This is a genomic window from Rhodococcus sp. FH8 (genome assembly GCF_019266085.1).
Classification (GTDB): domain Bacteria; phylum Actinomycetota; class Actinomycetes; order Mycobacteriales; family Mycobacteriaceae; genus Rhodococcus_F; species Rhodococcus_F qingshengii.
On sequence record NZ_LPNQ01000057.1, the window covers coordinates 1,018,101 to 1,039,163 of the forward strand.

Annotated in this window: 22 protein-coding genes; 11 read left to right on the forward strand and 11 right to left on the reverse strand. The window is 61.6% G+C overall.

Going from position 1 to position 21,063, the window contains the following annotated elements; all coding sequences use genetic code 11:
- Nucleotide 1 precedes the first annotated feature (1 nt).
- Together ATN38_RS07550 and ATN38_RS07555 are read left to right on the forward strand one after the other, a co-directional pair.
- Nucleotides 2-1,003, forward strand: a complete 1,002-nt coding sequence (locus tag ATN38_RS07550) for a methionine ABC transporter ATP-binding protein (protein WP_007732648.1) — start codon at nucleotides 2-4, stop codon at nucleotides 1,001-1,003.
- Nucleotides 1,000-1,668, forward strand: a complete 669-nt coding sequence (locus ATN38_RS07555; RefSeq protein WP_007732650.1) for a methionine ABC transporter permease — start codon at nucleotides 1,000-1,002, stop codon at nucleotides 1,666-1,668. The genes ATN38_RS07550 and ATN38_RS07555 overlap by 4 nt, the downstream gene beginning before the upstream one ends.
- Before the next feature lie 4 nt (nucleotides 1,669-1,672).
- Here the strand turns inward: ATN38_RS07555 and ATN38_RS07560 are convergent, their stop codons facing one another.
- Nucleotides 1,673-2,893: a fatty acid desaturase gene (locus ATN38_RS07560; protein ID WP_007732653.1), complete on the reverse strand. Its 1,221-nt coding sequence runs from the start codon at nucleotides 2,891-2,893 to the stop codon at nucleotides 1,673-1,675.
- 133 nt (nucleotides 2,894-3,026) lie between these two features.
- Between ATN38_RS07560 and ATN38_RS07565 the strand changes: the two genes are divergently transcribed.
- Together ATN38_RS07565 and ATN38_RS07570 are read left to right on the forward strand one after the other, a co-directional pair.
- A complete protein-coding gene (locus tag ATN38_RS07565) occupies nucleotides 3,027-4,232 on the forward strand; it encodes an enhanced intracellular survival protein Eis (RefSeq protein WP_047270769.1) in 1,206 nt (401 codons plus the stop codon).
- A gap of 65 nt (nucleotides 4,233-4,297) precedes the next feature.
- Nucleotides 4,298-4,861 carry a GtrA family protein gene (locus tag ATN38_RS07570; RefSeq protein ID WP_003939753.1) on the forward strand — a complete coding sequence of 188 codons (564 nt, stop codon included), beginning with the start codon at nucleotides 4,298-4,300 and terminating at the stop codon, nucleotides 4,859-4,861.
- A 36-nt stretch (nucleotides 4,862-4,897) separates the two neighbouring features.
- On the opposite strand, the gene ATN38_RS32645 is transcribed toward ATN38_RS07570, so the two are convergent.
- Nucleotides 4,898-5,056, reverse strand: coding sequence for a hypothetical protein (locus ATN38_RS32645; protein ID WP_223304510.1), 159 nt, complete (start codon nucleotides 5,054-5,056; stop codon nucleotides 4,898-4,900).
- 55 nt (nucleotides 5,057-5,111) lie between these two features.
- Between ATN38_RS32645 and ATN38_RS07580 the strand changes: the two genes are divergently transcribed.
- The gene (locus ATN38_RS07580; RefSeq protein WP_080961196.1) at nucleotides 5,112-6,233 is read left to right on the forward strand and encodes a tyrosine-protein phosphatase; all 1,122 of its coding nucleotides are present in this window, start codon (nucleotides 5,112-5,114) and stop codon (nucleotides 6,231-6,233) included.
- Nucleotides 6,234-6,298: 65 nt separating this feature from the next.
- On the opposite strand, the gene ATN38_RS07585 is transcribed toward ATN38_RS07580, so the two are convergent.
- From ATN38_RS07585 to ATN38_RS07595, 3 genes are read right to left on the reverse strand one after another with little or no spacing between them, the layout of a single operon-like run.
- Nucleotides 6,299-7,180, reverse strand: a complete 882-nt coding sequence (locus ATN38_RS07585) for an LLM class F420-dependent oxidoreductase (RefSeq protein ID WP_047270720.1) — start codon at nucleotides 7,178-7,180, stop codon at nucleotides 6,299-6,301.
- Nucleotides 7,177-8,007 carry an SDR family NAD(P)-dependent oxidoreductase gene (locus ATN38_RS07590; protein WP_042924818.1) on the reverse strand — a complete coding sequence of 277 codons (831 nt, stop codon included), beginning with the start codon at nucleotides 8,005-8,007 and terminating at the stop codon, nucleotides 7,177-7,179. The genes ATN38_RS07585 and ATN38_RS07590 overlap by 4 nt, the downstream gene beginning before the upstream one ends.
- A complete protein-coding gene (locus ATN38_RS07595) occupies nucleotides 8,004-9,635 on the reverse strand; it encodes an AMP-binding protein (RefSeq protein WP_037128859.1) in 1,632 nt (543 codons plus the stop codon). Before ATN38_RS07595 ends, ATN38_RS07590 begins: the two co-directional genes overlap by 4 nt.
- 254 nt (nucleotides 9,636-9,889) lie before the next feature.
- Here ATN38_RS07595 and ATN38_RS07600 point away from each other — a divergent pair, with 254 nt between their 5' ends.
- From ATN38_RS07600 to ATN38_RS07615, 4 genes are read left to right on the forward strand one after another with little or no spacing between them, the layout of a single operon-like run.
- On the forward strand, nucleotides 9,890-11,551 hold the full coding sequence (locus ATN38_RS07600) for a class I adenylate-forming enzyme family protein (protein WP_218747774.1): 1,662 nt from the start codon (nucleotides 9,890-9,892) through the stop codon (nucleotides 11,549-11,551).
- Nucleotides 11,548-12,018: a nuclear transport factor 2 family protein gene (locus ATN38_RS07605; RefSeq protein ID WP_136470827.1), complete on the forward strand. Its 471-nt coding sequence runs from the start codon at nucleotides 11,548-11,550 to the stop codon at nucleotides 12,016-12,018. Before ATN38_RS07600 ends, ATN38_RS07605 begins: the two co-directional genes overlap by 4 nt.
- A gap of 13 nt (nucleotides 12,019-12,031) precedes the next feature.
- Nucleotides 12,032-12,928, forward strand: a complete 897-nt coding sequence (locus ATN38_RS07610; protein WP_218747775.1) for a TIGR03619 family F420-dependent LLM class oxidoreductase — start codon at nucleotides 12,032-12,034, stop codon at nucleotides 12,926-12,928.
- A 1-nt stretch (nucleotide 12,929) separates the two neighbouring features.
- On the forward strand, nucleotides 12,930-13,439 hold the full coding sequence (locus ATN38_RS07615; protein WP_042924821.1) for a nuclear transport factor 2 family protein: 510 nt from the start codon (nucleotides 12,930-12,932) through the stop codon (nucleotides 13,437-13,439).
- Nucleotides 13,440-13,447: 8 nt separating this feature from the next.
- On the opposite strand, the gene ATN38_RS32650 is transcribed toward ATN38_RS07615, so the two are convergent.
- Nucleotides 13,448-13,963, reverse strand: a complete 516-nt coding sequence (locus ATN38_RS32650) for a hypothetical protein (RefSeq protein WP_230691710.1) — start codon at nucleotides 13,961-13,963, stop codon at nucleotides 13,448-13,450.
- An 832-nt stretch (nucleotides 13,964-14,795) separates the two neighbouring features.
- Between ATN38_RS32650 and ATN38_RS07625 the strand changes: the two genes are divergently transcribed.
- Nucleotides 14,796-16,286 (forward strand): DUF222 domain-containing protein, encoded by a 1,491-nt coding sequence (locus tag ATN38_RS07625; protein ID WP_125051998.1) that lies wholly within the window; start codon nucleotides 14,796-14,798, stop codon nucleotides 16,284-16,286.
- A gap of 40 nt (nucleotides 16,287-16,326) precedes the next feature.
- On the opposite strand, the gene ATN38_RS07630 is transcribed toward ATN38_RS07625, so the two are convergent.
- Nucleotides 16,327-16,482 (reverse strand): hypothetical protein, encoded by a 156-nt coding sequence (locus tag ATN38_RS07630; protein WP_003940615.1) that lies wholly within the window; start codon nucleotides 16,480-16,482, stop codon nucleotides 16,327-16,329.
- Nucleotides 16,483-16,617: 135 nt separating this feature from the next.
- On the opposite strand from ATN38_RS07630, the gene ATN38_RS07635 reads away from it, so the two are divergent.
- Entirely contained in the window at nucleotides 16,618-17,442 is an 825-nt protein-coding gene (locus tag ATN38_RS07635; RefSeq protein ID WP_003940537.1) for a mycofactocin-coupled SDR family oxidoreductase, read from the forward strand.
- 31 nt (nucleotides 17,443-17,473) lie between these two features.
- On the opposite strand, the gene ATN38_RS07640 is transcribed toward ATN38_RS07635, so the two are convergent.
- The 4 genes from ATN38_RS07640 to ATN38_RS07655 all read right to left on the reverse strand — a co-directional run bounded on the left by ATN38_RS07640 (nucleotide 17,474) and on the right by ATN38_RS07655 (nucleotide 21,062).
- Entirely contained in the window at nucleotides 17,474-18,262 is a 789-nt protein-coding gene (locus ATN38_RS07640) for an SDR family NAD(P)-dependent oxidoreductase (RefSeq protein ID WP_007732675.1), read from the reverse strand.
- Nucleotides 18,263-18,340: 78 nt separating this feature from the next.
- A complete protein-coding gene (locus ATN38_RS07645) occupies nucleotides 18,341-18,991 on the reverse strand; it encodes a PaaI family thioesterase (protein ID WP_003940283.1) in 651 nt (216 codons plus the stop codon).
- Nucleotides 18,991-19,860, reverse strand: a complete 870-nt coding sequence (locus ATN38_RS07650; protein WP_125052000.1) for a MaoC/PaaZ C-terminal domain-containing protein — start codon at nucleotides 19,858-19,860, stop codon at nucleotides 18,991-18,993. Before ATN38_RS07650 ends, ATN38_RS07645 begins: the two co-directional genes overlap by 1 nt.
- Nucleotides 19,860-21,062, reverse strand: coding sequence for a lipid-transfer protein (locus ATN38_RS07655; protein WP_125052002.1), 1,203 nt, complete (start codon nucleotides 21,060-21,062; stop codon nucleotides 19,860-19,862). Before ATN38_RS07655 ends, ATN38_RS07650 begins: the two co-directional genes overlap by 1 nt.
- Nucleotide 21,063: the final 1 nt, after the last annotated feature.

Genomic DNA, 21,063 nt, shown 5'->3' on the forward strand with positions numbered 1-21,063 from the left:
CATGGTCTTCTCGATCGAATCGGTCTCCAAGGAATACCGCAGCGGCACACAAGTTCTGCATGCACTCGATTCTGTATCCCTGAAAATCGAAGACGGCGAAATCTTCGGCATCATCGGCAAGAGCGGCGCCGGCAAGTCGACTTTGCTGCGCTGCCTCAACCTGCTCGAACGCCCGACCAGTGGCCGGATTCTGTTGGGCGACACCGATCTGACCGCGTTGAGCCCAGCGCAACTGCGCGACACACGCAAGCGGATCGGTGTCGTGTTCCAGCATTTCAACCTGCTGCATTCCCGTTCGGTCGCCGCCAACATCGCCTTCCCTCTCGAAGTGGCGGGATACTCGCGGGCAGATCGACGTGCCCGCGTCGACGAGCTGATCGAGTTGGTGGGCTTGGAAGACCGACGTGACGCCTTCCCCTCGCAACTGTCCGGCGGCCAGAAACAACGCGTCGGCATCGCGAGAGCCTTGGCGGCTTCACCCGACGTCCTCCTGTGCGACGAGGCCACGAGCGCCCTCGACTCGGACACAACCGATTCGATCCTCGACCTGCTCGCCGATCTCAATCGACGACTCGGTGTGACCATTGTTCTGATCACCCACGAGCTCAACGTGGTTCGACGGATCTGCCATCGCGCTGCGCTGATCGATCAGGGCCGCATCGTCGACGAGGGAACGCTCACCGAACTGGTCGCAGACCCGGACTCACCCCTCGGAGAGGCGCTACTGCCGACCGGAACGGTACGAACGTCCACGACCGGAATTCCGGCGCTCCTCACCTTTGTCGATTCACTGTCCACCTCACCCGTGATTTCCCAACTCTCACGAGATCTCGACGTCGACGTCACCGTGATCTCCGGCGGTATCGAGGACATCGGATCCCATCAGGTCGGTCGCCTTCGCGTGGAGTTCGCCTCACACACGGGACTCGTCAGCAACGAAGAGACAAGAAAGTCTGTCGAAGAACATCTTTCGCAGCGCGGAGTGAAGGTGACGTTCTCATGAACAAGACGTCCTGGCAGGATTCCCTGGGCGAAGCATGGGAAGCCCTACTCGACACGCTCTACATGGTCGGTGTCTCGTTCGTGCTCACCGTGATCATCGGAATCGCTCTCGGTGTTCTGTTGCACGCGAGCGCGCCCGACGGAATCCGTCCCAACCGCGTCCTCAATTCGGTTCTGGGCACCGTGGTGAACATCGGCCGTTCGCTGCCGTTCGTCATCTTGTTGGTGCTCCTCATCCCGGCAACGAGGGCGATCGTCGGAACAGCGCTCGGCGCCACGGCAGCGATCGTCCCGCTGACCATCGGTTCGGTGCCCTTCTTTGCGCGCGTCGTCGAGAACGCCTTGCGTGAAGTCGATTCCGGACGCGTCGAGGCAGCGCGGTCCATGGGCGCCACCGACAAAGACATCATCACCAAGGTGCTACTGCCCGAATCCGTTCCGGGATTGGTAGCAGGAGCAACCCTGACGGCGGTGATGCTGATCGGCTTCTCGGCCATGGCAGGTGCCATCGGCGCCGGTGGACTCGGCGACTTCGCAATCAAGTACGGCTACCAACGATTCAACACACCGGTGCTGTTCGTCGCAGTCGTGATCTTGATCGTGCTGGTGCAGGCAATCCAGTCGACCGGCGATCTCGTGGTTCGTTCAATGGCGCACAAGCGGTAACTGATCAGCTCGAGACCATCGCGATCGCTGTTCGCAGTCCGCGCCGCTTACCCGTCTGCGGATCGACGCCGAACACTTCCTTGATTCCGCCTCGGATGCGGAACTTCAACTCCGAGTGCGTCTCCGGAGCGTCGTCCTGGGAAGCCGAGAGAAACCTGTTGGGCAGCGACAACTTCCAGATGGTGCGCAGAGTCAATCCGTACTGCTTCCACAGCGGCCCGGTCGTGTACGGGAGGTCGTACTTGTCACACAAGTCCCGCAGCGGCACCGCGATTTCCGAGTACCGATTGCTCGGCAGATCCGGGAAGCAGTGATGCTCGATCTGGTAGCAGAGGTTGCCGCTCATGAAGGCCATGACGGGACCGGCATGAAAGTTGGCAGAGCCCAGCATCTGTCGTAGGTACCACTGAGCGCGCGATTCGTTCTCGAATTCCTCGAGCGTGAACTTCTCGGCACCGTCGGGAAAGTGCCCGCAGAAGATGACGGCGTAACTCCAGTAGTTTCGGATGAGGTTCGCAACGACGTTCGCCGTCAACGTGGTCTTCCACGCGGGGCCGGTCAGGGCGGGGAACAGGATGTAATCCTTCGCCACCTGACGCGCGATCTTCTTACCGACGTCCTTGGCCATCTCCGATTTCTCGGACCACTTCACCTCACCCTTGCGGAGTTTGTCCGTTTCGAGGTGATGCAGTGCCACTCCCCACTCGAAGAGGGTCGCGAGCACAAAATTCGTGATCGGTTGAAAGAGGTAGTCGGCGTGCCACTTTTGATCGCGCGTGACGCGCATGATTCCGTAGCCCACGTCGTTGTCCAGTCCGACGATGTTGGTGAACTTGTGATGGGTGAAGTTGTGCGAGTGCTTCCATCCCGAGGACGGGCAGGTGTTGTCCCACTCCCAGTTGCTCGAGTGAATCTCGGGATCGTTCATCCAGTCCCACTGGCCGTGGATGATGTTGTGGCCGAGTTCCATGTTCTCGATGATCTTGCCGACCCCCAGGAGCGCAGTCCCCAGAATCCAGGCAGGCTTCTTCTTGCTGGCGAACAAGACGATGCGGCCGGCCACCATCAGAGAGCGCTGAAACGCGATCGTCCGCTGGATGTATCGAGCGTCGTGCGCGCCGCGCTTCTCCTCGATGTCGAGCCGAATGGCATCCAGCTCGCGCCCGAGTGCCTCGACGTCTTCCTCGGTCAGATGGGCATATTCCTTGATGTCGGTGATCGCCACAGTGTTTCTCCGTATCGGTTTTCTCCGTGCCGCAGGACTGGTCCGTCGGGCGGTACCCCTGGGAGCCGGTGCGGAAACGTCAGCCCCGATATTCATGTGCGTCTTCACGCAATCTATGCCAAAGTCGATATACGTGAGCCCCGAAAACAAGATCACCATCCGCACCGCTACCGAGAGCGACTGGCCGGCTCTCCAACTACTCGACTCGGTGGGGTTCGGTTTTCACCCGTCTCCCGCGGTCAGCGAACTGACGAAGGCGCTCTACAAGCCCGAGGACATCATCCTCGCCGTCGACGGTGACCTACCCGTCGGCGTGGCCATCGAAATCGACATGGAATTCACCGTGCCCGGCGGACGCCAACTCCCCACGCGCGGAATCACCTGGGTATCCGTCGCCCCGACTCACCGTCGACGTGGTGTCCTACGCTCGATGTTCACTGCACTTCACGCCCACATCGAGTCGACCGGAGCACCACTTGCGGCCCTGACGGCCAGCGAGGCCGGCATCTACAACCGCTTCGGATACGGCCCGGCCACCTTCAGCGAAGGCATCACCCTCGATCGCCGCTTCGCACGATTCCGCCCCGAGGTGCCCGACAATGGTGGCGTGTCCATCGTCGACATCAACGCTGCCTCGACGCTTCTTCCCGAGATCTACGACCGCTGGCGGCTGCAGACACCCGGCGCTCAGGTCCGTCCGCAACCGCTCTGGGACCATATGTTCGCCGACCCGTCCGAGGATCGTGACGGCGCCTCCGGACTGTTCTTTCTGACACACGCGGACGGATACATCGCTTACCGGCACACGAGCGAGGGCCGCGACAGCATCGCCCGGATCGACGAGTTCGTGACGATCACCGAAGATGCGCACGCGGCGCTGTGGCGCACGATCTGCGGCCTCGACCTCGTCACCCGGATCGAGACACGCCAGCATCCTGCCGATCCACTCCGGCTGATGCTCACGGACTACCGCCTTGCCCGGACGACGACGCGCTCCGATCGACTGTGGCTGCGCATCATGGACGTTCCCGCGGCTCTCGAGGCTCGTGAATATGCTGCTGACCTGGACACAGTCATCAAGGTCGAAGATCCGTTCCTGAAGGCCGGCGGAACCTTCGCACTTCAGGTCAAGGGCGGCAAGGCCACCTGTACGGCCACTGACGCGGTGCCTGCGATCACGATGCCCTCTGATGTCCTGAGCAGCTTGTACTTGGGCGAGCACCAGGCCAAGACCTTCGCGGCGGCGCACCGACTCCACGCGTCCGATCCGCAGGAGATCCTGAATTTCGACTTCGCTTTCAACGCGCAGAAGCCCGCAATTCTCGGGTACGGATTCTGATGATCTTGCCGACACGGGCATCGACGATTTGTGCCCTCGGTCGTATTCAGGGTTAGCCTCGAACAATGGCGTTTGTCGAAAAGATGGTCAATAGGCTTCCTGAGCGGGTTCTCGTGCGCGTCCTGCCGCACGCAGAAATGCTCAAGTTCCTGGTGGTCGGCGGCATCGCCTTCATCGTCACCACGGTGCTGTTCTTCGGCATCAAGTGGACGGTTCTGCCTCAGCACCCGGTGACGGCCAACATCCTTGCGGTCCTGATCGCGACGGTTCTGTCCTACGTCCTCAACCGCGAATGGTCGTTTGCGCAGCGCGGTGGTCGACAGCGCCATCACGAGGCCGCTCTGTTCTTCATCGTCGCGGGTATCGGTTTGGCCATCAACCAGGTACCACTCTGGACCTCCCGGTACGTGTTCCATCTGCGTCAACCCGAGGTGTCGGTGTTGATGGAAAACTTCGCGGACTTCATCAGCGGATCGATCATCGGGACCCTGCTGGCGACGGCCTTCCGCTGGTGGGCCATGCGTCGGTACGTCTTCCCCGAAGAAGCCACCGACAGCCAGGTCGTTCTCGACATCGAAGCGACTCCCGGCACCAAGACGCCGACAACCGACGCCACCGCCCTCGACTGACTCCCGGATCGACGCACCCGATCGCTCGCGCTTCGATCAGAGTTCGTCGATTGCGATCAACCCGTCCTGCAGCGCCCGCGCAAGCAGTGCCATCTTTGTCGGCGCGATGCTCCTGAACGGGCTGGCCCATCCCTGATCATCATCGGCGACAAGCACTCCAGCCTGCAGTTTTCCCGCTCTGCACAACACGGTCACGACACAGTGATCACTGGTGCGTAGCCTCCGATTTCCAATTGGATTCGGAGGACCCATGGCTACTTGCAAAACTCGAGTTCTTGCGCTGTCGGCGGCAGGACTCATGCTCGTACTCGGCGCATGCAGCAAGGCCGAGTCGGCGAAAACGCCGACCGACCTCGACGTGACATCAGCGTCCGCCGGACACTACTCACTGGTCTGGGAACACGGCGGCTCGGAAAAGGTGGGTGTATTCGCCGCCACCGACCCGAAAAACCCAGCCGCAGAAGGAAAGGAAATTGGCACGGTCGACGGCTTCTCCACTGAGGTCGACGGCCTCGACCCACTGTCACGCTGGTACTTCGAGGTCATAGACGAGGACGGCACTTCCACCATCGCGTCAACCCGCCACGTGACGCTGCAGGGCGCAGCCAACGTGCGTGATGTCGGCGGATACGAGACAGCCGACGGCCGATCAGTCAAGTGGGGCCTGGTTTTTCGTGGCGACCGCTTGAGCGATCTGACTGCTGACGATCAACAAACGATCGAGAACGCAGGCATCCGGACCGTTGTCGATTTCCGAGGTGACAGCGAGATCGCAAAGGACGGAGCAGACAAGGTTCCCGCGAACGTGAAAGTGGTCAACACGGCAGTCCTGGATGCCGGCACTCAGGCTCTTGCCACAGCGATTACGAGTGCCCTGAAATCTGGTGACCCTGCAATCGTGGAGCAGGTGCTCGGGGGCGGTGAAGCCGTCCGGATCAGCGACACCGGCGCCGTCGACCAACTGTCCAAGCCTGACGGAATGGCCGGGTATTCCCAAGCCCTACGGACCATCGCCGATTCCGAGTCCGCAGTCGCTTACCACTGCACGGCAGGCAAAGACCGCACTGGACTGATGACAGCTCTACTTCTCGGCATTCTGGGTGTTCCTGACAAGACCATCGTCGACGACTTCGTCCTGTCGAACACCTACAACAAAGCCAAGAACGAACAGACCTACACGTTTCTGTCTTCGAAAGGAATCGATGTCGATCTGTTGAAACCGTTGATGGAGCAGCGTCCCAGCCAGATTCAGCCAGTACTCGACAAGATTCGCGACCAGTTCGGTGGGTGGGAGAAGTTTTCGCAGGACGTGCTGAAACTTGACGCCGACACGATCGCAAAGCTCCGGAGCAAATTGCTGACCAAGCAATAACTGATCGACGTTCCGACAGCAATGACCGGCAGCCGCTCCGATGGCTGCCGGTCACGCCCGCACTCCTAGTTACTCAGCCCCAGCCGCTTCGAGCATTCGGCCATTTCGTCGATGATCAGTTCCAGCGACGTGCCACGACGACTGGCGGACAGCACGATTCGATCGGCTCCCAACCCGCGTGCCCACTCGAGTTTCGCTTCGTCGAGCCTGAGCAGTGTCGCACCGAGTACCAGCGAGACGTCGGCAGGATCTCGATCTGCCTTCACCGCAGCAGCTTTCATCGCTGCTACGGCCTTGTCGAGATCTTCACCGGCCAGTCCCAGCGGCTGGAAACCGTCACCCAACCGGCCTGCTCGCCGAGCAGCAGCGAGACTGTGTCCACCGATGTAGAGCGGAACTCCGGATTCGCGGTGCGGCTTCGGCCAGCTGTACGCACCCTTGAACGAGAAGTAATCGCCGTCGAAATCGACCGCTTCCTTGCCCGCCCAGAGTGAGCGCATCACCGCGATGGCCTCATCGGCTACCTTGCCGCGGCGCTCGAAGTCACCGCCGCACGCCTCGATCTCTTCCTTCATCCACCCCAGGCCGAGGCAGATGCGCAATCGCCCACCGGAAAGGCGATCGAGCGTCGCCAATCGTTTGGCGAGCACTACCGGATTGTGATTGGGCAGCACCAGAACTCCAGTGGACAAGCCCAAAGTGGTTGTGGCACCCGCCACGAACGAAAGCAGTTCGAGCGGATCCGGGATGTCGCAGTCATCGGGAAGATGCGATTTTCCGGTCGGAGAATAGGGGTACTCGCTCTCGGTGTCGGCGATGACCACCGAGTGCTCCACTGCCGAGATCTCGTCGAAACCCAGCGACTCGGCCGCACGGGTGAATTGCAGAATCCAATCAGGGTCTCCGCTTCGACCCAGTTCGACCGGAACGACCACGCCGAGCTTCATACCGTTTCCTCCAGTGTCGCCATCAATTTCGGACCATCCACGACTCGACCGAGGTACCGGTCCGCATCGGGATCTGTTGCAAGCCACACCGCCGCTGCAGCGGGTACGGATGCCGGTGTGGCCGCAAATCCGGCGTCCACGATTGCGTCCGCGCCACCACGGGCTTTCCCTGATTCCGTGATGACAAATCCCGGACTCAGGTTGAACGCTTTGATTCCGGCGTCTCGGTACTCGGAGTTGATCGCTCCGGCGATACGTCCGAACGACGCCTTCGACGCGGCGTACGACAGACCCCAACCACCCTCGCCGGGAGGCGCAGGCGGATCCATGGTCGCCGAGCCCGATGCCAGATTGACCACTACGCCGTTGCCGCTCTTGATCATCGACGGGAGTATCACCTGGACCAGAGCGAGTTGGTGCAGATAATTCCCGATCGCCATCGCCTGAGCGTCGTCGATCTCGATGTCGAGCACCCGGTCCATGTTTCCGACCGTCTGCGCGTAGGCGTTGTTCACCAACACGTCGACATGTCCCCACTCCGCCAGCACCCGTTCACCGGCGCCGCGGACGGAGGCCAGATCGAGCAGGTTCATCGGAACGGCCAATGCGCGCACACCGAAGGACTCGATCTCGGCAACCGTCGTCTCCAGGCTGCCGGGCACCGGAATCACTTGCTCGCCTTGCCTCGTTCGCGGGGCTGCCCGTCCCTCTCCTTCACGAACGGTGCGAGCAGTGATTGCAACGTCGAATCCGGCGCGCGCGAATGCAAGCGCGCACTCTCGGCCGATCCCCCGGGAAGCGCCGGTCACCAGCGCAACTCCACTCACAGGAACCGCGTGCGGCCGTGCGTCTCGAACTCCTTCTCCAGGTTCACCACGTCAGCTTCGGTCATCAACGTGTATTCGGGAGTGCCTCGGCCCACCCAGTGGAACACTGGTTCGTCGGTCCGCCAGCGATCGGCTTGAAGTTCACGTTTGAGTACCTTGTTGGAGCCCGTGACGGGCAGGTCGGTCGAAACGCGAACAAATCGTGGCGCTGCCTTGGTACCCAGATCCGCCTGCGCGGCAAGGTAGTCGGCGAACTCGACCGGATCGAAATCGGCGAGATCGGCGACCTCGATCGCAGCCATGACCTGATCACCCGAACGCGGATCCGGCACCGCGAAGACACCCGTGGCGATCACCTTGGGGTGCCGACGCAGGATGTGCTCGATCATCAAAGCCGAGGTGTTCTCACCGTCGACCCGGATCCAGTCGCCCTTGCGTCCCGCGAAGTAGATGAAGCCGGCCTCGTCGACGTAGCCGAGATCGCCTGTCCAGTACCAACCGTGGCGAATCTTCTCGGCGATCGCGTCTTCGTTCTTGTAGTACCCCTCGAACTTCTTCGATCCGGCCTTGTCGACCATCTCGCCGATGGATTCGTCGGGGTTCAGCACGTGACCGTGCTCGTCGAGAATTGCGCGGGGTCGCTCTTCGCGCGTATCGGGATCGACGATGACGATGTTCTCGCTCGCGGGACGGCCCAGCGCTCCGGCAGGTTGGTTCGGATCGAGCACTACTGAACCGGCACCTTCACTCGAACCGTATCCCTCGAAAAGTTGTGCACCGAAACGACGGATGAACTCTGCCTTGTCCCCCGGCGACGCCTCGGTCCCGAAGCCGTGGGTGAGGGTGTTCTCGATGTCGTCGGGCAGTTCCGGCGTCGCCATGAGATACCCCAAGGCCTTACCGACGTAGGTGAAATATGTTGCGCCGTAGAACCGAACGTCCGGCATGAATCCCGAGGCCGTGAACTTACGAACGAGGCAGACCGTAGCTCCCTGCGAAAGGGCCGGCGCCCACAGAGCCATCAACGCGTTGCCGTGGAAGAGCGGCATGCAGCAGTAGCAGACGTCGTCGCGGTCGATGTCGTACTTGGCGCAGTTCGCGTAGGCCAACCGCGTCAGACGCCCCTGGCTGCACCGCACTGCCTTGGACATTCCGGTGGTGCCCGAGGTGAAGAGAAGCAAGAACAGCGTCGACGCGTCGACACCGAGGTCGATCTGAGGCGACTCGACGTGATGTGCTGCAATCCTGTCCGGGTACGACGCGTCGTCGACCAGGACGAAACGATCTTCGGTCAGCCCGAGGTCCAGGCCGGCAAGCTTCTCGTAGCCTGCTTTGTCGGTGACGATCAGCTGGCAGTCGACGTACCGGACCTCAGCCTCGAGTTCAGCTCCACGCCTGGTCGGATTGATGCCGACGATCGTGGCCCCGGTCAGGGCCGCGCCGCCGAGCCAGAACAGGAACTCCGGATCGTTCTCGAGAAGAACTCCGATGTGAAACGGTCCGGGCGCGCGAAGCGACTTCGCCAGCGAGCCGCGCGCTGCGCTCTCGCGCACCACCTCGTCCCAGCTCCAGTCCTGCGTCCGCGTCCGCAGACCCAGGTGCTGATCACCGAGACGGTCGATCAGCATCTGCGCGACGTCCTCGCGCTGAGGAGCTGCAAGAGCTGCATTCGAAGATGCTTCGGTGGCGGTGTTCGTCATCGTGTCCTGTGTCCTAGTCGATATCGGAATGTCGATTACTCCAACTGCGATACGACTCGAACGTATCGACGCCTCAGAGCCGGAACCGTCCCAGTCTCGCTCAGTGGTAACCGCCGCCACAGATATGATTTTCTCGTGAGATTTTGTGACGTGAAAAGCGCCACAATACGAAAGGCCATTCCATGACTGCCCCCGCAGATCCGCAGTTGCTTCTGGACCAGGCGGTCTCACGCCTCACCGGTCCAGGTGGGCCATTCGAGATCGTCGAAGAAGAGGTTCTCGGCACCGTCATGCCTGTGATGAAGAACCGCGGTCACGCCATCGGTGAACTCATCTCGGCATCTCGCGCCTGGGGCGACGGCGACTATCTCGTCACCAGCGATCGTCGAATCTCGTTCACCGAGCATGCCGATTCCGTTGCCGCGCTGGCAACTGCTCTGCGGGACAAGTACGGAGTCTGCAAGGGCGACCGTGTGGGCATCCTCGCTGCCAACACTCCCGAATGGGTCATGACGTTCTTCGCGACGCAGGCGCTCGGCGCGATCGCAGTCGGTCTCAACGGTTGGTGGGTTCCGCGCGAGGTCACTCACGGGATCGAGCTCTCACGTCCGAAGGTTCTGGTCGTGGACGCCAAGCGCGGCGCCGCCCTCCCCGAACTGCCGGCAGACATCACGGTCCTCACCATGGAAGAGGATCTGCCCGCGCTCATCGCGGAGTATGCAGGCTCCGACGTGCCGAGCACCGACATCGACGAGGACGACCCCGCCGTCATCCTGTTCACCAGTGGTACCAGCGGCCGCCCCAAGGGCGCACTCCATTCGCACCGCAACGTGATGGCCGTCGTCGACTACCACAAGTACAGCGACGCGATCGGCGCCGCATTCACCGGCCGTGAGTACGACGCTTCCAAGCCGAGCCCACTGCGTTATCTACTCACCTCCCCGCTCTTCCACATCGCCAGCCTGCACAATCTGGTGGTTCCCCGTCTCGCGACGGGCAGTGCCGTCATCCTGACCGAGGGCGGCTTCGACGTCGACAAGGTGCTCGGGTTGGTCGAACGCGAGCGCGTCACCAACTGGGGTGCTGTCCCCACGATGGCATCGCGGCTACTCGAGCACGGCAACATCGCCAAGTACGACGTCTCTTCGCTGACTGCATTCTCGCTGGCATCCGCGCCGTCGTCGCCCGCGTTCAAAGAACGCCTCAAGGAGCAGGTGCCGTTCGCACGCAATGCTCTGGTCGACAGCTACGGCCTCACCGAATGCAGCACCGCCATTGCGGTCGCCGTCGGCGCCGAACTCGAAGAATTCCCAGGCACTCTCGGGCGTCCGATCATCACCGTCTCGATGGAGATTCGCGATCCCTTCGGCGAATGGCTGCCGGACGGCATCGAAGGTGAAGTGTGCGTACGCAGCCCCTTCGTCATGCTCGGATACTGGGAGAACGACGAGGCGACCGAGTCGGCAATTGCCCCCGGACGCTGGCTCCGCACCGGCGATTTCGGCGTAATCGAGAACGGGCGTCTCCGTCTCACCGGTCGTCGTTCCGACCTGATCCTGCGTGGCGGCGAGAACGTCTACCCCACCGAGATCGAGCAGACGCTCGACGAACACCCCGACGTGATCGAGTGCGCTGTCATCGGCATGCCGCACCCCGACCTCGGCCAGGAAGTGTCCGCCGTGGTTGTCCTGCGTCCCGGAGCCGCCACAACGGAGGCGGAGCTGCGTGATTACGCTGCCGAGCGACTGTCCTATTTCAAGGTGCCGTCGAAGTGGCGCATCACCAGCGATCTGCTGCCTCGCAATGCAACCGGCAAGATGGTTCGGCGCGAGATCACCGTATGACCGCGGAGCTGTCACGGATCGTCGCCGAGTCGGCGATCCGTGACCTGCTCTGCGAGTACACGCATCTGATCGATCAGGGCCGATTGCGTGAAGTCGCTGCATTGTTCGCCTCGTCCGACTACGGGCAGTGCGGGCCGGACGGGGTTGCCACCACGCTCATTTCGTCCGACGCCGACGCAGTGTTCGCAGCCTGCAGCGGCTTCATTCGAATGTACGGTGATCCGCCGGTTCCACGAACCAAACATCTGCTGACCAACACGCGAATCGCAGTCGACGGTGAATCAGCGACGGCACTCTCGTACGTCACGGTCATCCAAGGTACCGAAGATCTTGCCCTGCAACCTATTTTGTCGGGGCGCTACTTCGATCGCTTCAAGTGCATCGACGGGTCCTGGCAGTTCAGATCGAGGCTCTTCTGTCTGGACAACATGGGCGACATGTCCGCTCATGCCAAGCGGGCACTGTAGAGGAACGACGACTGTGGAAATCGGCGTCAACATCTTGGGCCTCGAGGCCCTGTTCGACGGCAAGATTCGCCCGGTTCTGGACTTCGCCGCGCGTGCTGACCGTGCCGGGATCGATCTGATCTGCACCGGCGATCATCTCGGGTTCAATGCCGAAGCACACGCTCAGCGGGTAGCCGAACACAACTTCCTGTTCCCGTTGGATCACCCTTGGTACGAACCGATTTCACTTCTTTCCTCCATCGCCCCAGTGACCGAACGCGCTCGCCTCGGAGTATCGGTTCTGATCGCCACTGTTCGCCCAGCCGCCCTGCTTGCCAAACAGGTTGCAACTCTCGACTCATTGTCCGAAGGTCGAGCCGTCATGGGTTTCGGCGTCGGTTGGCAAGAAGCCGAATACACCGCTACCAACATGCCTTTCGACGCGCGATTCGGGCGCATGGAGGAGGCTGTCGCAGCGTGTCGCGAACTGTGGACCAGTGCACCGGCCACCTTCCAGGGACGCGACTTCGCTTTCGAGAACTACCACAGCCTCCCGCTGCCGATCCAACCCCGAATACCGGTGCTCTTCGGTTTCGGACCAAGCCGGCGGAACTTCGACCGCATCGCACGCGTCGCCGACGGTTGGACCGTGAACCCGACCGACCTGGGAACGTTCACCGACAGTGTCACATTGCTGCGCAACACGTTCGAAGCCCACGACCGCGAGCCGGATACCGCACGTGTGCAAGTGTCTGCGGCGCCGGTTCGGCGCGACAATCGGTCCGTCGACCGCTCGGCAACCGCTGACAAGGTCCTGGACTGGTCCGACCGCGGCGCGTCTGCCGTGGTGCTTCGGCCTGCCGTATTCGATTGCGCTGCCGAAGAACTACCGGAATTACTCGACTGGATGACCAGCATCAAGGAGGCGTGACATGGACCAGGCACTGCAGGATCTCATCGACAAGCAGGCAATTCGTGAGGTGGTTCTGACGTACTGCCGCGGCATCGATCGCCTCGACTTCGATCTCGTCCGCAGCGCCTACCACCCGGACGCGATCGACCATCACACCGGATTCGACGGCACCATCGACGAGTACATCGCCTGGGCCACAACAAAACTCTCCGCGATCGGCGGCACGATGCACCACATCGGCAACCACCTGGTCGAACTGCACGGCGACCACGCGATCAGCGAGGCGTATTCGATGTCCACACACTGGGGCGGGCCCGAAGACATCGGAATGATCAACTTCACCAGTGGTGCGCGGTTCATCGACCACATGGAGCGGCGCGACGGCCGTTGGGCGATCAAGGAGAGATGGGCCGTACGCGAGTGGACTCGCTCGGACGAGGGCCGCTTCGTCAACCCCGAAGGGCCTGGTCCGCGTGGGCGTCGAGATGCCTCGGATCCGCTCACCGCACTACGAAGGTCCCTTGAATAACTTGGAGTTCAGTCTTCGAGGTCGAATTCAACTCGCGCTCTCGCGAACAACATGCGGATATCCTTCCCGAACGTGACTGCTGCCGTTCCCAATGCATTGACCGCTGCGGTCAACGGGTCCGATTCGATCGCGTCGAAAATCGCATTGAGAGCGTAGGACGGGACATGAATATTCCCGTGATCGAACGGATTGGACTCCGGTTGCGGCGAATGGTCCACTATCTCGATCTTGACTTCCAACTCCACATTCTCGGTCCCCGCACCGAATTCCTCCTCGTGTAGGTGCTCGAATGCCGCTGTGCGATTTCCGAAGGGTTCCGGAAGTTGTTGTCCCACATGCATAGCGTTGAGGGCCGGACGAACCCAATCCCTGTCGGCTAATCCCGCATGCTCATACGCCTGCACAGCGGCCCAAAACGCGAGTCGACGAAGAGTCGCGACGTTCATGCGGACGACCGCTTCGACAAGTGGTCGGTCCATACGAGCTAGATCTTTGCCGGACTGGAATCGTTCGAGTTCAGGCATCGGATCTCCTCCCCACTCCTGCCGCTCTCGTTCAGCAGCTTCGGCGCGGAGGTCACTGATTTGCACAACCCTGGACGGCTCGCCGTTCTCGCCGTAAATCGTTATCCATTTCGACTCGATGTCCCGTTGTGGACGAGGAATCGGTTCAGGTATCGGTTCGTCCACAGGAACGCCATATCCCGGCATGTCCCACTGCAGCGATGGCCGCACCTCGTCACCACCTGCAGGCCACATACGCACCCGCCAAACATCTCCGGGTTCCGTCGATCCGGGCCAGCCGTAGTTTACAAAACCGCGGCCGGCAATCTCGACCAGATATGACCCCTCGGGTACATCACAGACAATGAACTCCCCACCCGGAGGTGAATCAAAGCTGATTGACCCCTGCGGACCAACCGCCAGAAACGACTCACTGACCTGCTGCCATTTCTCGCGATCGGATGTGGGTCGGGAGGACCAGACTTCGACCGTTGTGTGCATGTTGAAGTTGTTCTGGTGCGGGCTCAGGACAATCACAACTGTGCCGTCACTGTACGCAGGGCGCGAAGCCATCGCGAGTTCGAGCAGGTCCGTTTCCCTCCCGAAACCGTCATCGTCGCCGTATATGTAAAACTGTCCATAGTCCATGAAGAGCACAAGCGACTGTTCACTGAGTTTCACCGCGTTGTCTGCCACAAGCCGATACTTACACAGTGGCACGACAATCACGTTCGAGTTTCGAATGAACAGGATCCAAAACGCAAGCACAATAAGCATTTCGGCCGATTCGGACTATTCCGACTGATTTGAGAATTCAGTTCGCATCGAACACACATTCGAATAGAATGGATGCATGTTCAACCCGACAACAGAGCTCTTCGGTATCTCAGCACAGCTGACCGGTACCGAAACTGATTGTGCGCTGGTTGATCTCATGACCGATCTGCATGCATGCGAGGCGATGCTGGTCGAACGCAAGCTCGCTGTGATTGCCGAGTTCTTTTCGCGGCGAAGCTCGGAGCATGTCGCCAGTGGTGCGTGGTCGTCGACCGCACACGAGTTGGCGGAGTCGGAAGTCGGTGCGTCACTGACGATGGGTCGCGCGGCTGCCGGCAAGCTGATCGGGTTGGGGTTCTCGTTAAAGACTCGTCTGCATCGCACTCGAGCGGCGATGGCCCGTGGCGAGTTGGATCTGTACCGAGTTGGTTTGATCGATTCCGCGAACGTGAAAGACGAATTGATCGACGAGGTGGAACGACTACTGCTCGCGCAGGTTCTCGCCCCACCAGTAGCAGGCGGAACGGGCTTGACGGGAAGGCGACTGACAGCGGCGATCGATCGGATCGTGGCGATGGTGGACCCGGAAGGTATGCGAGAACGCCGACGCCGTGCTCTCACCGATCGGTTCGTCGGAGTCAGCGCTGCCGAGGACGGGATGGCAAAGATCTTGGGAAGCGTTCCGGCAGAACAGGCTCGGGCATTCGACGGCCGACTACGCGAGTTGGCAATGTCGGTATGCCGAAACGACTCTCGAACGTACGAGCAGCGACGAGCCGACGCGCTCTTCGAGTTGACCAACGGATCACAATTCTTGCCGTGCAACTGTGGCCGAGCTGATTGCCCGCAGGATCGTAGCGGTGGTGTTGTCGTTCGTCGGCCCGTGGTTCACGTCGTGATGACTGATTCCACTCTGCACGGTGGCGGCGAGCCCGCCCACCTCGACGGGTACGGGGTGATCAGCGCTGAGCATGCTCGCGATATCGCCCGTGACGCCGTAATTCGAAACGTCCGAGCACCTGCTGATGACGTCGCAGAGCCGGTGCCTGCTTCGGCGCGCGTCTACCGACCGGGCGCCGTTCTCGATACCTGGTTACGGATCATCGCGGGCAGCTGCCAATGGCTGCATTGTGATGTCCCGGCCTGGAATTCCGATCTGGACCACAATGAACCGTTCCATCACGGCGACCCCGAATGCGGCGGTAAAACGGTCGCGTCGAATATGAGTGCGTTCTGCCGCAACCATCATCGCCTCAAGCATTCCGACCGGTGGCGGTTCACGTCGAACGTGGATCGGACCATGTCGCTGACGTCGCCGACCGGGCATTGTTACCGAACGCGACCCGCAGGATTGATGGCTGGATCGCACGAACCGACACCGCCCCAGGGCGGTCGAAATCGGCGGACCCAGGCGGAGAACAAAGCTGCCCGTATCCAGAGTGATCGCAATCGCCAGCGCCGACGGATACAGAAACGAGCAGAGGAGCACGTTCAATACAAGCGGCGGAAATCACCGCGAGCCCGCCGAGAACCCATCGACTACGGGGACGACCCGCCACCGTTCTGAGATACCGAGCGGTGTCGAGGCGCGCCGACGGGTCGCAGGGTCAGTCTGACGTCGGCTTGGTGCCGTCTTCTGGTGCCGGATCGTCGTCGGCAAGCGGATCTATGGTGTCGACACCTTCAAGGACGGTCAGCTCTTCTTCCGCCTCGGCGAGGAGCCCTTTGGCTTCAGCTTCGACCTTCTTCACCCAATCGGACATCCCGAGCCTCTTCTCTTCCGAAGCGAGTTCCCGCTGTAACTGAACTCAGACTACGTCGCCGGCGACGAATTTCGCCGTCCCCTCGGGTCAGTACTCATGACCGAGTAATCATGATTCACGACGGACGGAGCACGCATGCCCGGACAGTTGGAAGGCAAAACCGCACTGATCACCGGGGCCGCCCGAGGTCAGGGCAGGAGCCACGCCGTGCGATTGGCGCAGGAGGGCGCGAACATCATTGCGCTCGACATCTGCCGTCAGATCGAATCGGTGGCCTACCCGATGGGAACCGCCGACGATTTGCGGCAGACAACAGCAGCGGTCGAGAACCTGGGACGAAGTATCGTCGCGCGAGAAGTGGATGTTCGCGATCTGTCCGCACTGCGAACTGCGGTATCCGAAGGAATTGCGGAGCTGGGCAGCGTCGACATCGTCCTGGCCAACGCCGGTATCGGCATGATGTCCCCGGATATCGACGATGCTCGCGCCTTCCGCGACCAGATGGAGGTCAACCTATTCGGCGTCTGGAATACCGTCCAGGCCGCAGCGCCCGCGATGATCGAACAAGGTACAGGTGGCGCAATAGTCCTGACCGGATCAACTCTGGGACTTGTCGGTCGTGGAGGTGACGGCACCGGCGGATCCGACGGCTACTGCGCGAGTAAACACGCCATCGTGGGGCTTGGGCGCACGTGGTCGCACTGGCTTGCTCCCCACAATATTCGTGTCAACTCCGTGCACCCGACTGGCGCGAATACACCGATGGTCGTCAACGACGCGGTCGCGAAGCTGTTTGCGGACTCCCCGACATCGAGCGGAGCCGACGTGGGCAACCTCTTGAACGTCGAGTTGATCGAAGCTGCCGACGTCAGCAACGCGATAGCCTGGCTGGTTTCGGATCAGGCTCGATACGTCACAGGTATCGCGTTGCCGGTCGACGCCGGGTTCACGGCCAAATAGACGCCGGATACACCGGCTGCGTCGCCGTCGATCAGTCGACGGTCGGCGCCCACTGCACGCCGTTGATGTGCCCACCACCGTCGACGAAGAGGGTGTTGCCGGTGACGTAACGGCTGTCGTCACTTGCCAAGAAGGCCGCAACGGGGCCGATGTCGTCGAGGGGATCGCCGATCCGCCCCATCGGGTTCTGTGCGGCCATCACTGCCACGTTCTCCGGATTGGCTTCGGCGACACGCTTGTACGCCGCACTCTGCGCACCGGGACAGATGACGTTGCAGTTCACCTGCTTTGGAGCCCACTCGCGGGCAGCAGTGCGAGTCAGGGTTCGCAATGCTTCCTTCGCCGCGTTGTACTGCACCGAGTACATGTGAGCATTCACGCCGTTGAGGCTGCACATGTTGATCACGCGGCCCGTGCCGTGACGCTCCAGTTCCGGCAGGGCAGCCTGCATCGCCCAGAATGCCGCCATCACTGCCATGTCGAAACCGCCGCGCAACTGCTCGTCGGTCATCTTCTCGAGCCGAGCGAAACCGAAAGTCCGCCAAGCATTGTTCACCAGGATGTCGAGGCGTCCGAACCGCTCGACGGACTTGTCGACCATGGCAACAACCTGAGCTTTGTCAGTGACGTCGGTCCGGACGAATTCCGCCTCCGCGCCCCATTCGTCCCGCAACCACTGGGTGGTTTCGAGGCCCGCTGCCTCGTCGATCTCGGCAACCAACACCGACGCGCCTTCACGCGCGAACGCGCCCGCCACTCCGCGCCCGATGCCCATACCGGCACCGGTGACCACTGCTACACGTCCGTCGAGCTTGCCCACTGGGCCCTCCTTCGTCAGAACCCCTGTGCGCCTTTTTGGTAGTTCCCACTACCAAAAAGGCGCACGGGGGCGAAGCCCCTACCTGGGGCGCGGCACGGTCTTGTCGATGAACAGTCCCTCTACCGATACACACAATTCGCCGTCCGCAGTTTTGATCTCACCGACGGTGTGAATCTTGCGGCCGTCCTTGGACAGGAATTTGCCGCTGATCGTGAGTGGCTCGAACAGCGGAGTCGGGCGATGGTACCGAGTGCTCAATTGTGCTGTCATGCCGGAAGTTCCACCCCAGGCGTTCGCGACGCCGAGAACGTGATCGAGCAGCAGCGCCGAAACACCGCCGTGCACATGGCCGGGAGGGCCCTGGTACGGCAGCGTCAACGTGACCACTCCCTGCACCGACCCGTCAGCGAGCCCTTCCAGAACGAGCGGCGGCGCAATGGCGTTCTCGGGGCCGGTCACGGGGTCGTGACGAGTCACGCCCTCACCGTTCCACATGTCGATCAACCGCTCGGCCACCTCGGGTGAGTGCTGTTCGAGATGCTCTGCAATGCTGTTGAGCTCCTCCGCAACCCGGTCCAAATTGGCGTTTCCGCGGTCGGTGCGCAGCATCGCGTCGACAACGCGACGCGCTGCTGCCGTGGCCCGGTCGACCGGGGCGTCCTGCGGCGGCGACGTCAGAATCGTGCCGCCCGGATGTGTCGCTGCTGTGGGGTGCGAACCGAGGTCCATCAGTTGATCTCCATTGTTGCGTGCGTGAGAACCGGGGAGTTCTCGCGTTCGGGGCACGTCGCCGCCAACGTCAGTGTGTTGCCGTCCTGCCATACCGAGGTGGTGATGGATTCGCCGGGGAAGAGCGAACCTGCAAACCGCACCGAGTAGTTCTTCACCCGCGTCGGATCTCCGTCGAGAATCCCGTCTACCACGGCCTTGCAGACGATGCCGTACGACGCGAGGCCGTGCAGAATCGGTGCATCGAAGCCCGCCATCTTCGCGAAGGAGGGATCAGCGTGCAGCGGGTTCATGTCTCCACTGAGTCGGTACACCAGCGCCTGTGAGGGACTCGTGCTCGACGTCAGTACCTTGTCGGGCGCTCGATCAGGCACCCCGGCAACAACTTCGGGTCCGGCGTTGCCGCCGAATGCACCTTCGCCGCGCGCCCAGATCTGCATTCCGGTGGTCCATAACGGATTCCCGTCCAGGTCCTCGGCCGCCGTCTCGAGAACGATCACAGCTGCCTTACCCTTGTCCCAGACATCGGCGACCCGAGAGGAAATACGGGCAGCACCCGTCGACGGGATGGGCGCGTGAAGTGCCAGCGACTGCCCACCGTGCAGGATCTTTCGCAGATCGATGTCGATTCCCGGCATACTCATCGACGGTGCGGGCAGTACACCCGCCGAAACTCCCTGGCCTGCAACCATTGCAAACGTCGGGAGTACCTTCAGCCCCTTTTCGTACACCCAGGTCAGTTCGGCGGGATCGAGAGCATTCACCCCTGCCCCGAGTCCCAATTGGTAGAGCATGACGTCGCGATCGGTCCACGACGCCTCGCGCACAGTCGGTTCGGCGGCCAACGCCACCTCGAGATCGATAGCCATCAGTTCTCCAAAGTTCCGGCTCGGTAGACCGTCACGACGCACGCGCCGCCCAGTCCGAGGTTGTGTTGCAAGCCAATACGAGCGCCGTCGACCTGCCGCGCATCCGCGGTCCCGCGGAGCTGCCACGTGAGTTCGGCGCACTGCGCCAAGCCCGTCGCGCCCAGCGGGTGTCCCTTCGAGATCAAACCACCCGACGGGTTGACGACCCACTGGCCGCCGTACGTGGTCGCGCCGGATTCGACGAGCTTTCCGCCTTCTCCGACCGCGCACATCCCCAGGCCCTCGTAGGTGATGATCTCGTTAATCGCGAAGCAGTCGTGCAGTTCGATGACGTCGACGTCATCGATGGTGATCCCGGCCTGCGCAAAGACCTGCTCTGCCGCAGCTGCCGTCATCGGCGCGCCGACCACGTCGATCATCGACTTCTCGGCGAACGCTGCCTCGGTGTCAGTGGTCAACGCCTGTGCGACGATTTCGATCGCCCGGTCTTCGAGGCCGTGCTCACGCACGAACTTCTCGCTCACGACGATCGCGGCTCCGGCGCCGTCCGAGGTCGGCGAGCACTGCGAGCGTGTCAGCGGCTCGTGAATCATCTTGTCGCCGAGTACCTGTTCGAGGGTGTACTCGTCACGGAACTGTGCGTACGGATTGTTCACCGAATGCTTGTGATTCTTGACCGCCACCGCTGCGATCTGCTCGACCGTGGTGCCGTACTTCTTCATGTGCTCGACGGCAGCGTTACCGAACAGCTGAGCTGTCATCGGCGATCGCGCGAACCCGTAATCCTCGACCATGATCTTCAGCTGAGAGTCCAAGGTCGTGACCTTGGGCATCTCACCGTTACCGGTCAACGCCGTTTTGGTCATCTTCTCGAAGCCGACGGCCAAGGCGCACTCGGCTTGTCCGGCCTGGACCCACTCGCGCGCCATCATCAGCGCCGTCGAGCCGGTCGCGCAGTTGTTGTTGACGTTGAAGATCGGAATGCCGGTCAGACCGGTCTCGTAGAGAGCTCGCTGTCCTGCTGTCGACGCGTTGAACACGTAACCGACCGCAGCACGCTGAATCTGGCCGTAGCCGATCCCGGCATCGGTAAGGGCATTCGAGACGGCTTCGGTCACCATGTCCGGGTATTCCCAGTCGCGGGTCTCGATCTTCTCGAACTTGGTCATGCCGACGCCGATGACGAAGGTGCGATTGCTCATG

Bases quoted from the DNA above. Each gene is read 5' to 3' on its own strand.
- ATN38_RS07550 (WP_007732648.1), top strand. From the start codon at position 2: ATGGTCTTCTCGATCGAATCGGTCTCCAAGGAATACCGCAGCGGCACA.
- ATN38_RS07555 (WP_007732650.1), top strand. From the start codon at position 1,000: ATGAACAAGACGTCCTGGCAGGATTCCCTGGGCGAAGCATGGGAAGCC.
- ATN38_RS07570 (WP_003939753.1), top strand. From the start codon at position 4,298: ATGGCGTTTGTCGAAAAGATGGTCAATAGGCTTCCTGAGCGGGTTCTC.
- ATN38_RS07580 (WP_080961196.1), top strand. From the start codon at position 5,112: ATGGCTACTTGCAAAACTCGAGTTCTTGCGCTGTCGGCGGCAGGACTC.
- ATN38_RS07585 (WP_047270720.1), bottom strand. From the start codon at position 7,180: ATGAAGCTCGGCGTGGTCGTTCCGGTCGAACTGGGTCGAAGCGGAGAC.
- ATN38_RS07595 (WP_037128859.1), bottom strand. From the start codon at position 9,635: ATGCTGATCGACCGTCTCGGTGATCAGCACCTGGGTCTGCGGACGCGG.
- ATN38_RS07600 (WP_218747774.1), top strand. From the start codon at position 9,890: ATGACTGCCCCCGCAGATCCGCAGTTGCTTCTGGACCAGGCGGTCTCA.
- ATN38_RS07605 (WP_136470827.1), top strand. From the start codon at position 11,548: ATGACCGCGGAGCTGTCACGGATCGTCGCCGAGTCGGCGATCCGTGAC.
- ATN38_RS07615 (WP_042924821.1), top strand. From the start codon at position 12,930: ATGGACCAGGCACTGCAGGATCTCATCGACAAGCAGGCAATTCGTGAG.
- ATN38_RS32650 (WP_230691710.1), bottom strand. From the start codon at position 13,963: ATGCCTGAACTCGAACGATTCCAGTCCGGCAAAGATCTAGCTCGTATG.
- ATN38_RS07625 (WP_125051998.1), top strand. From the start codon at position 14,796: ATGTTCAACCCGACAACAGAGCTCTTCGGTATCTCAGCACAGCTGACC.
- ATN38_RS07630 (WP_003940615.1), bottom strand. From the start codon at position 16,482: ATGTCCGATTGGGTGAAGAAGGTCGAAGCTGAAGCCAAAGGGCTCCTC.
- ATN38_RS07635 (WP_003940537.1), top strand. From the start codon at position 16,618: ATGCCCGGACAGTTGGAAGGCAAAACCGCACTGATCACCGGGGCCGCC.
- ATN38_RS07645 (WP_003940283.1), bottom strand. From the start codon at position 18,991: ATGGACCTCGGTTCGCACCCCACAGCAGCGACACATCCGGGCGGCACG.
- ATN38_RS07650 (WP_125052000.1), bottom strand. From the start codon at position 19,860: ATGGCTATCGATCTCGAGGTGGCGTTGGCCGCCGAACCGACTGTGCGC.
- ATN38_RS07655 (WP_125052002.1), bottom strand. From the start codon at position 21,062: ATGAGCAATCGCACCTTCGTCATCGGCGTCGGCATGACCAAGTTCGAG.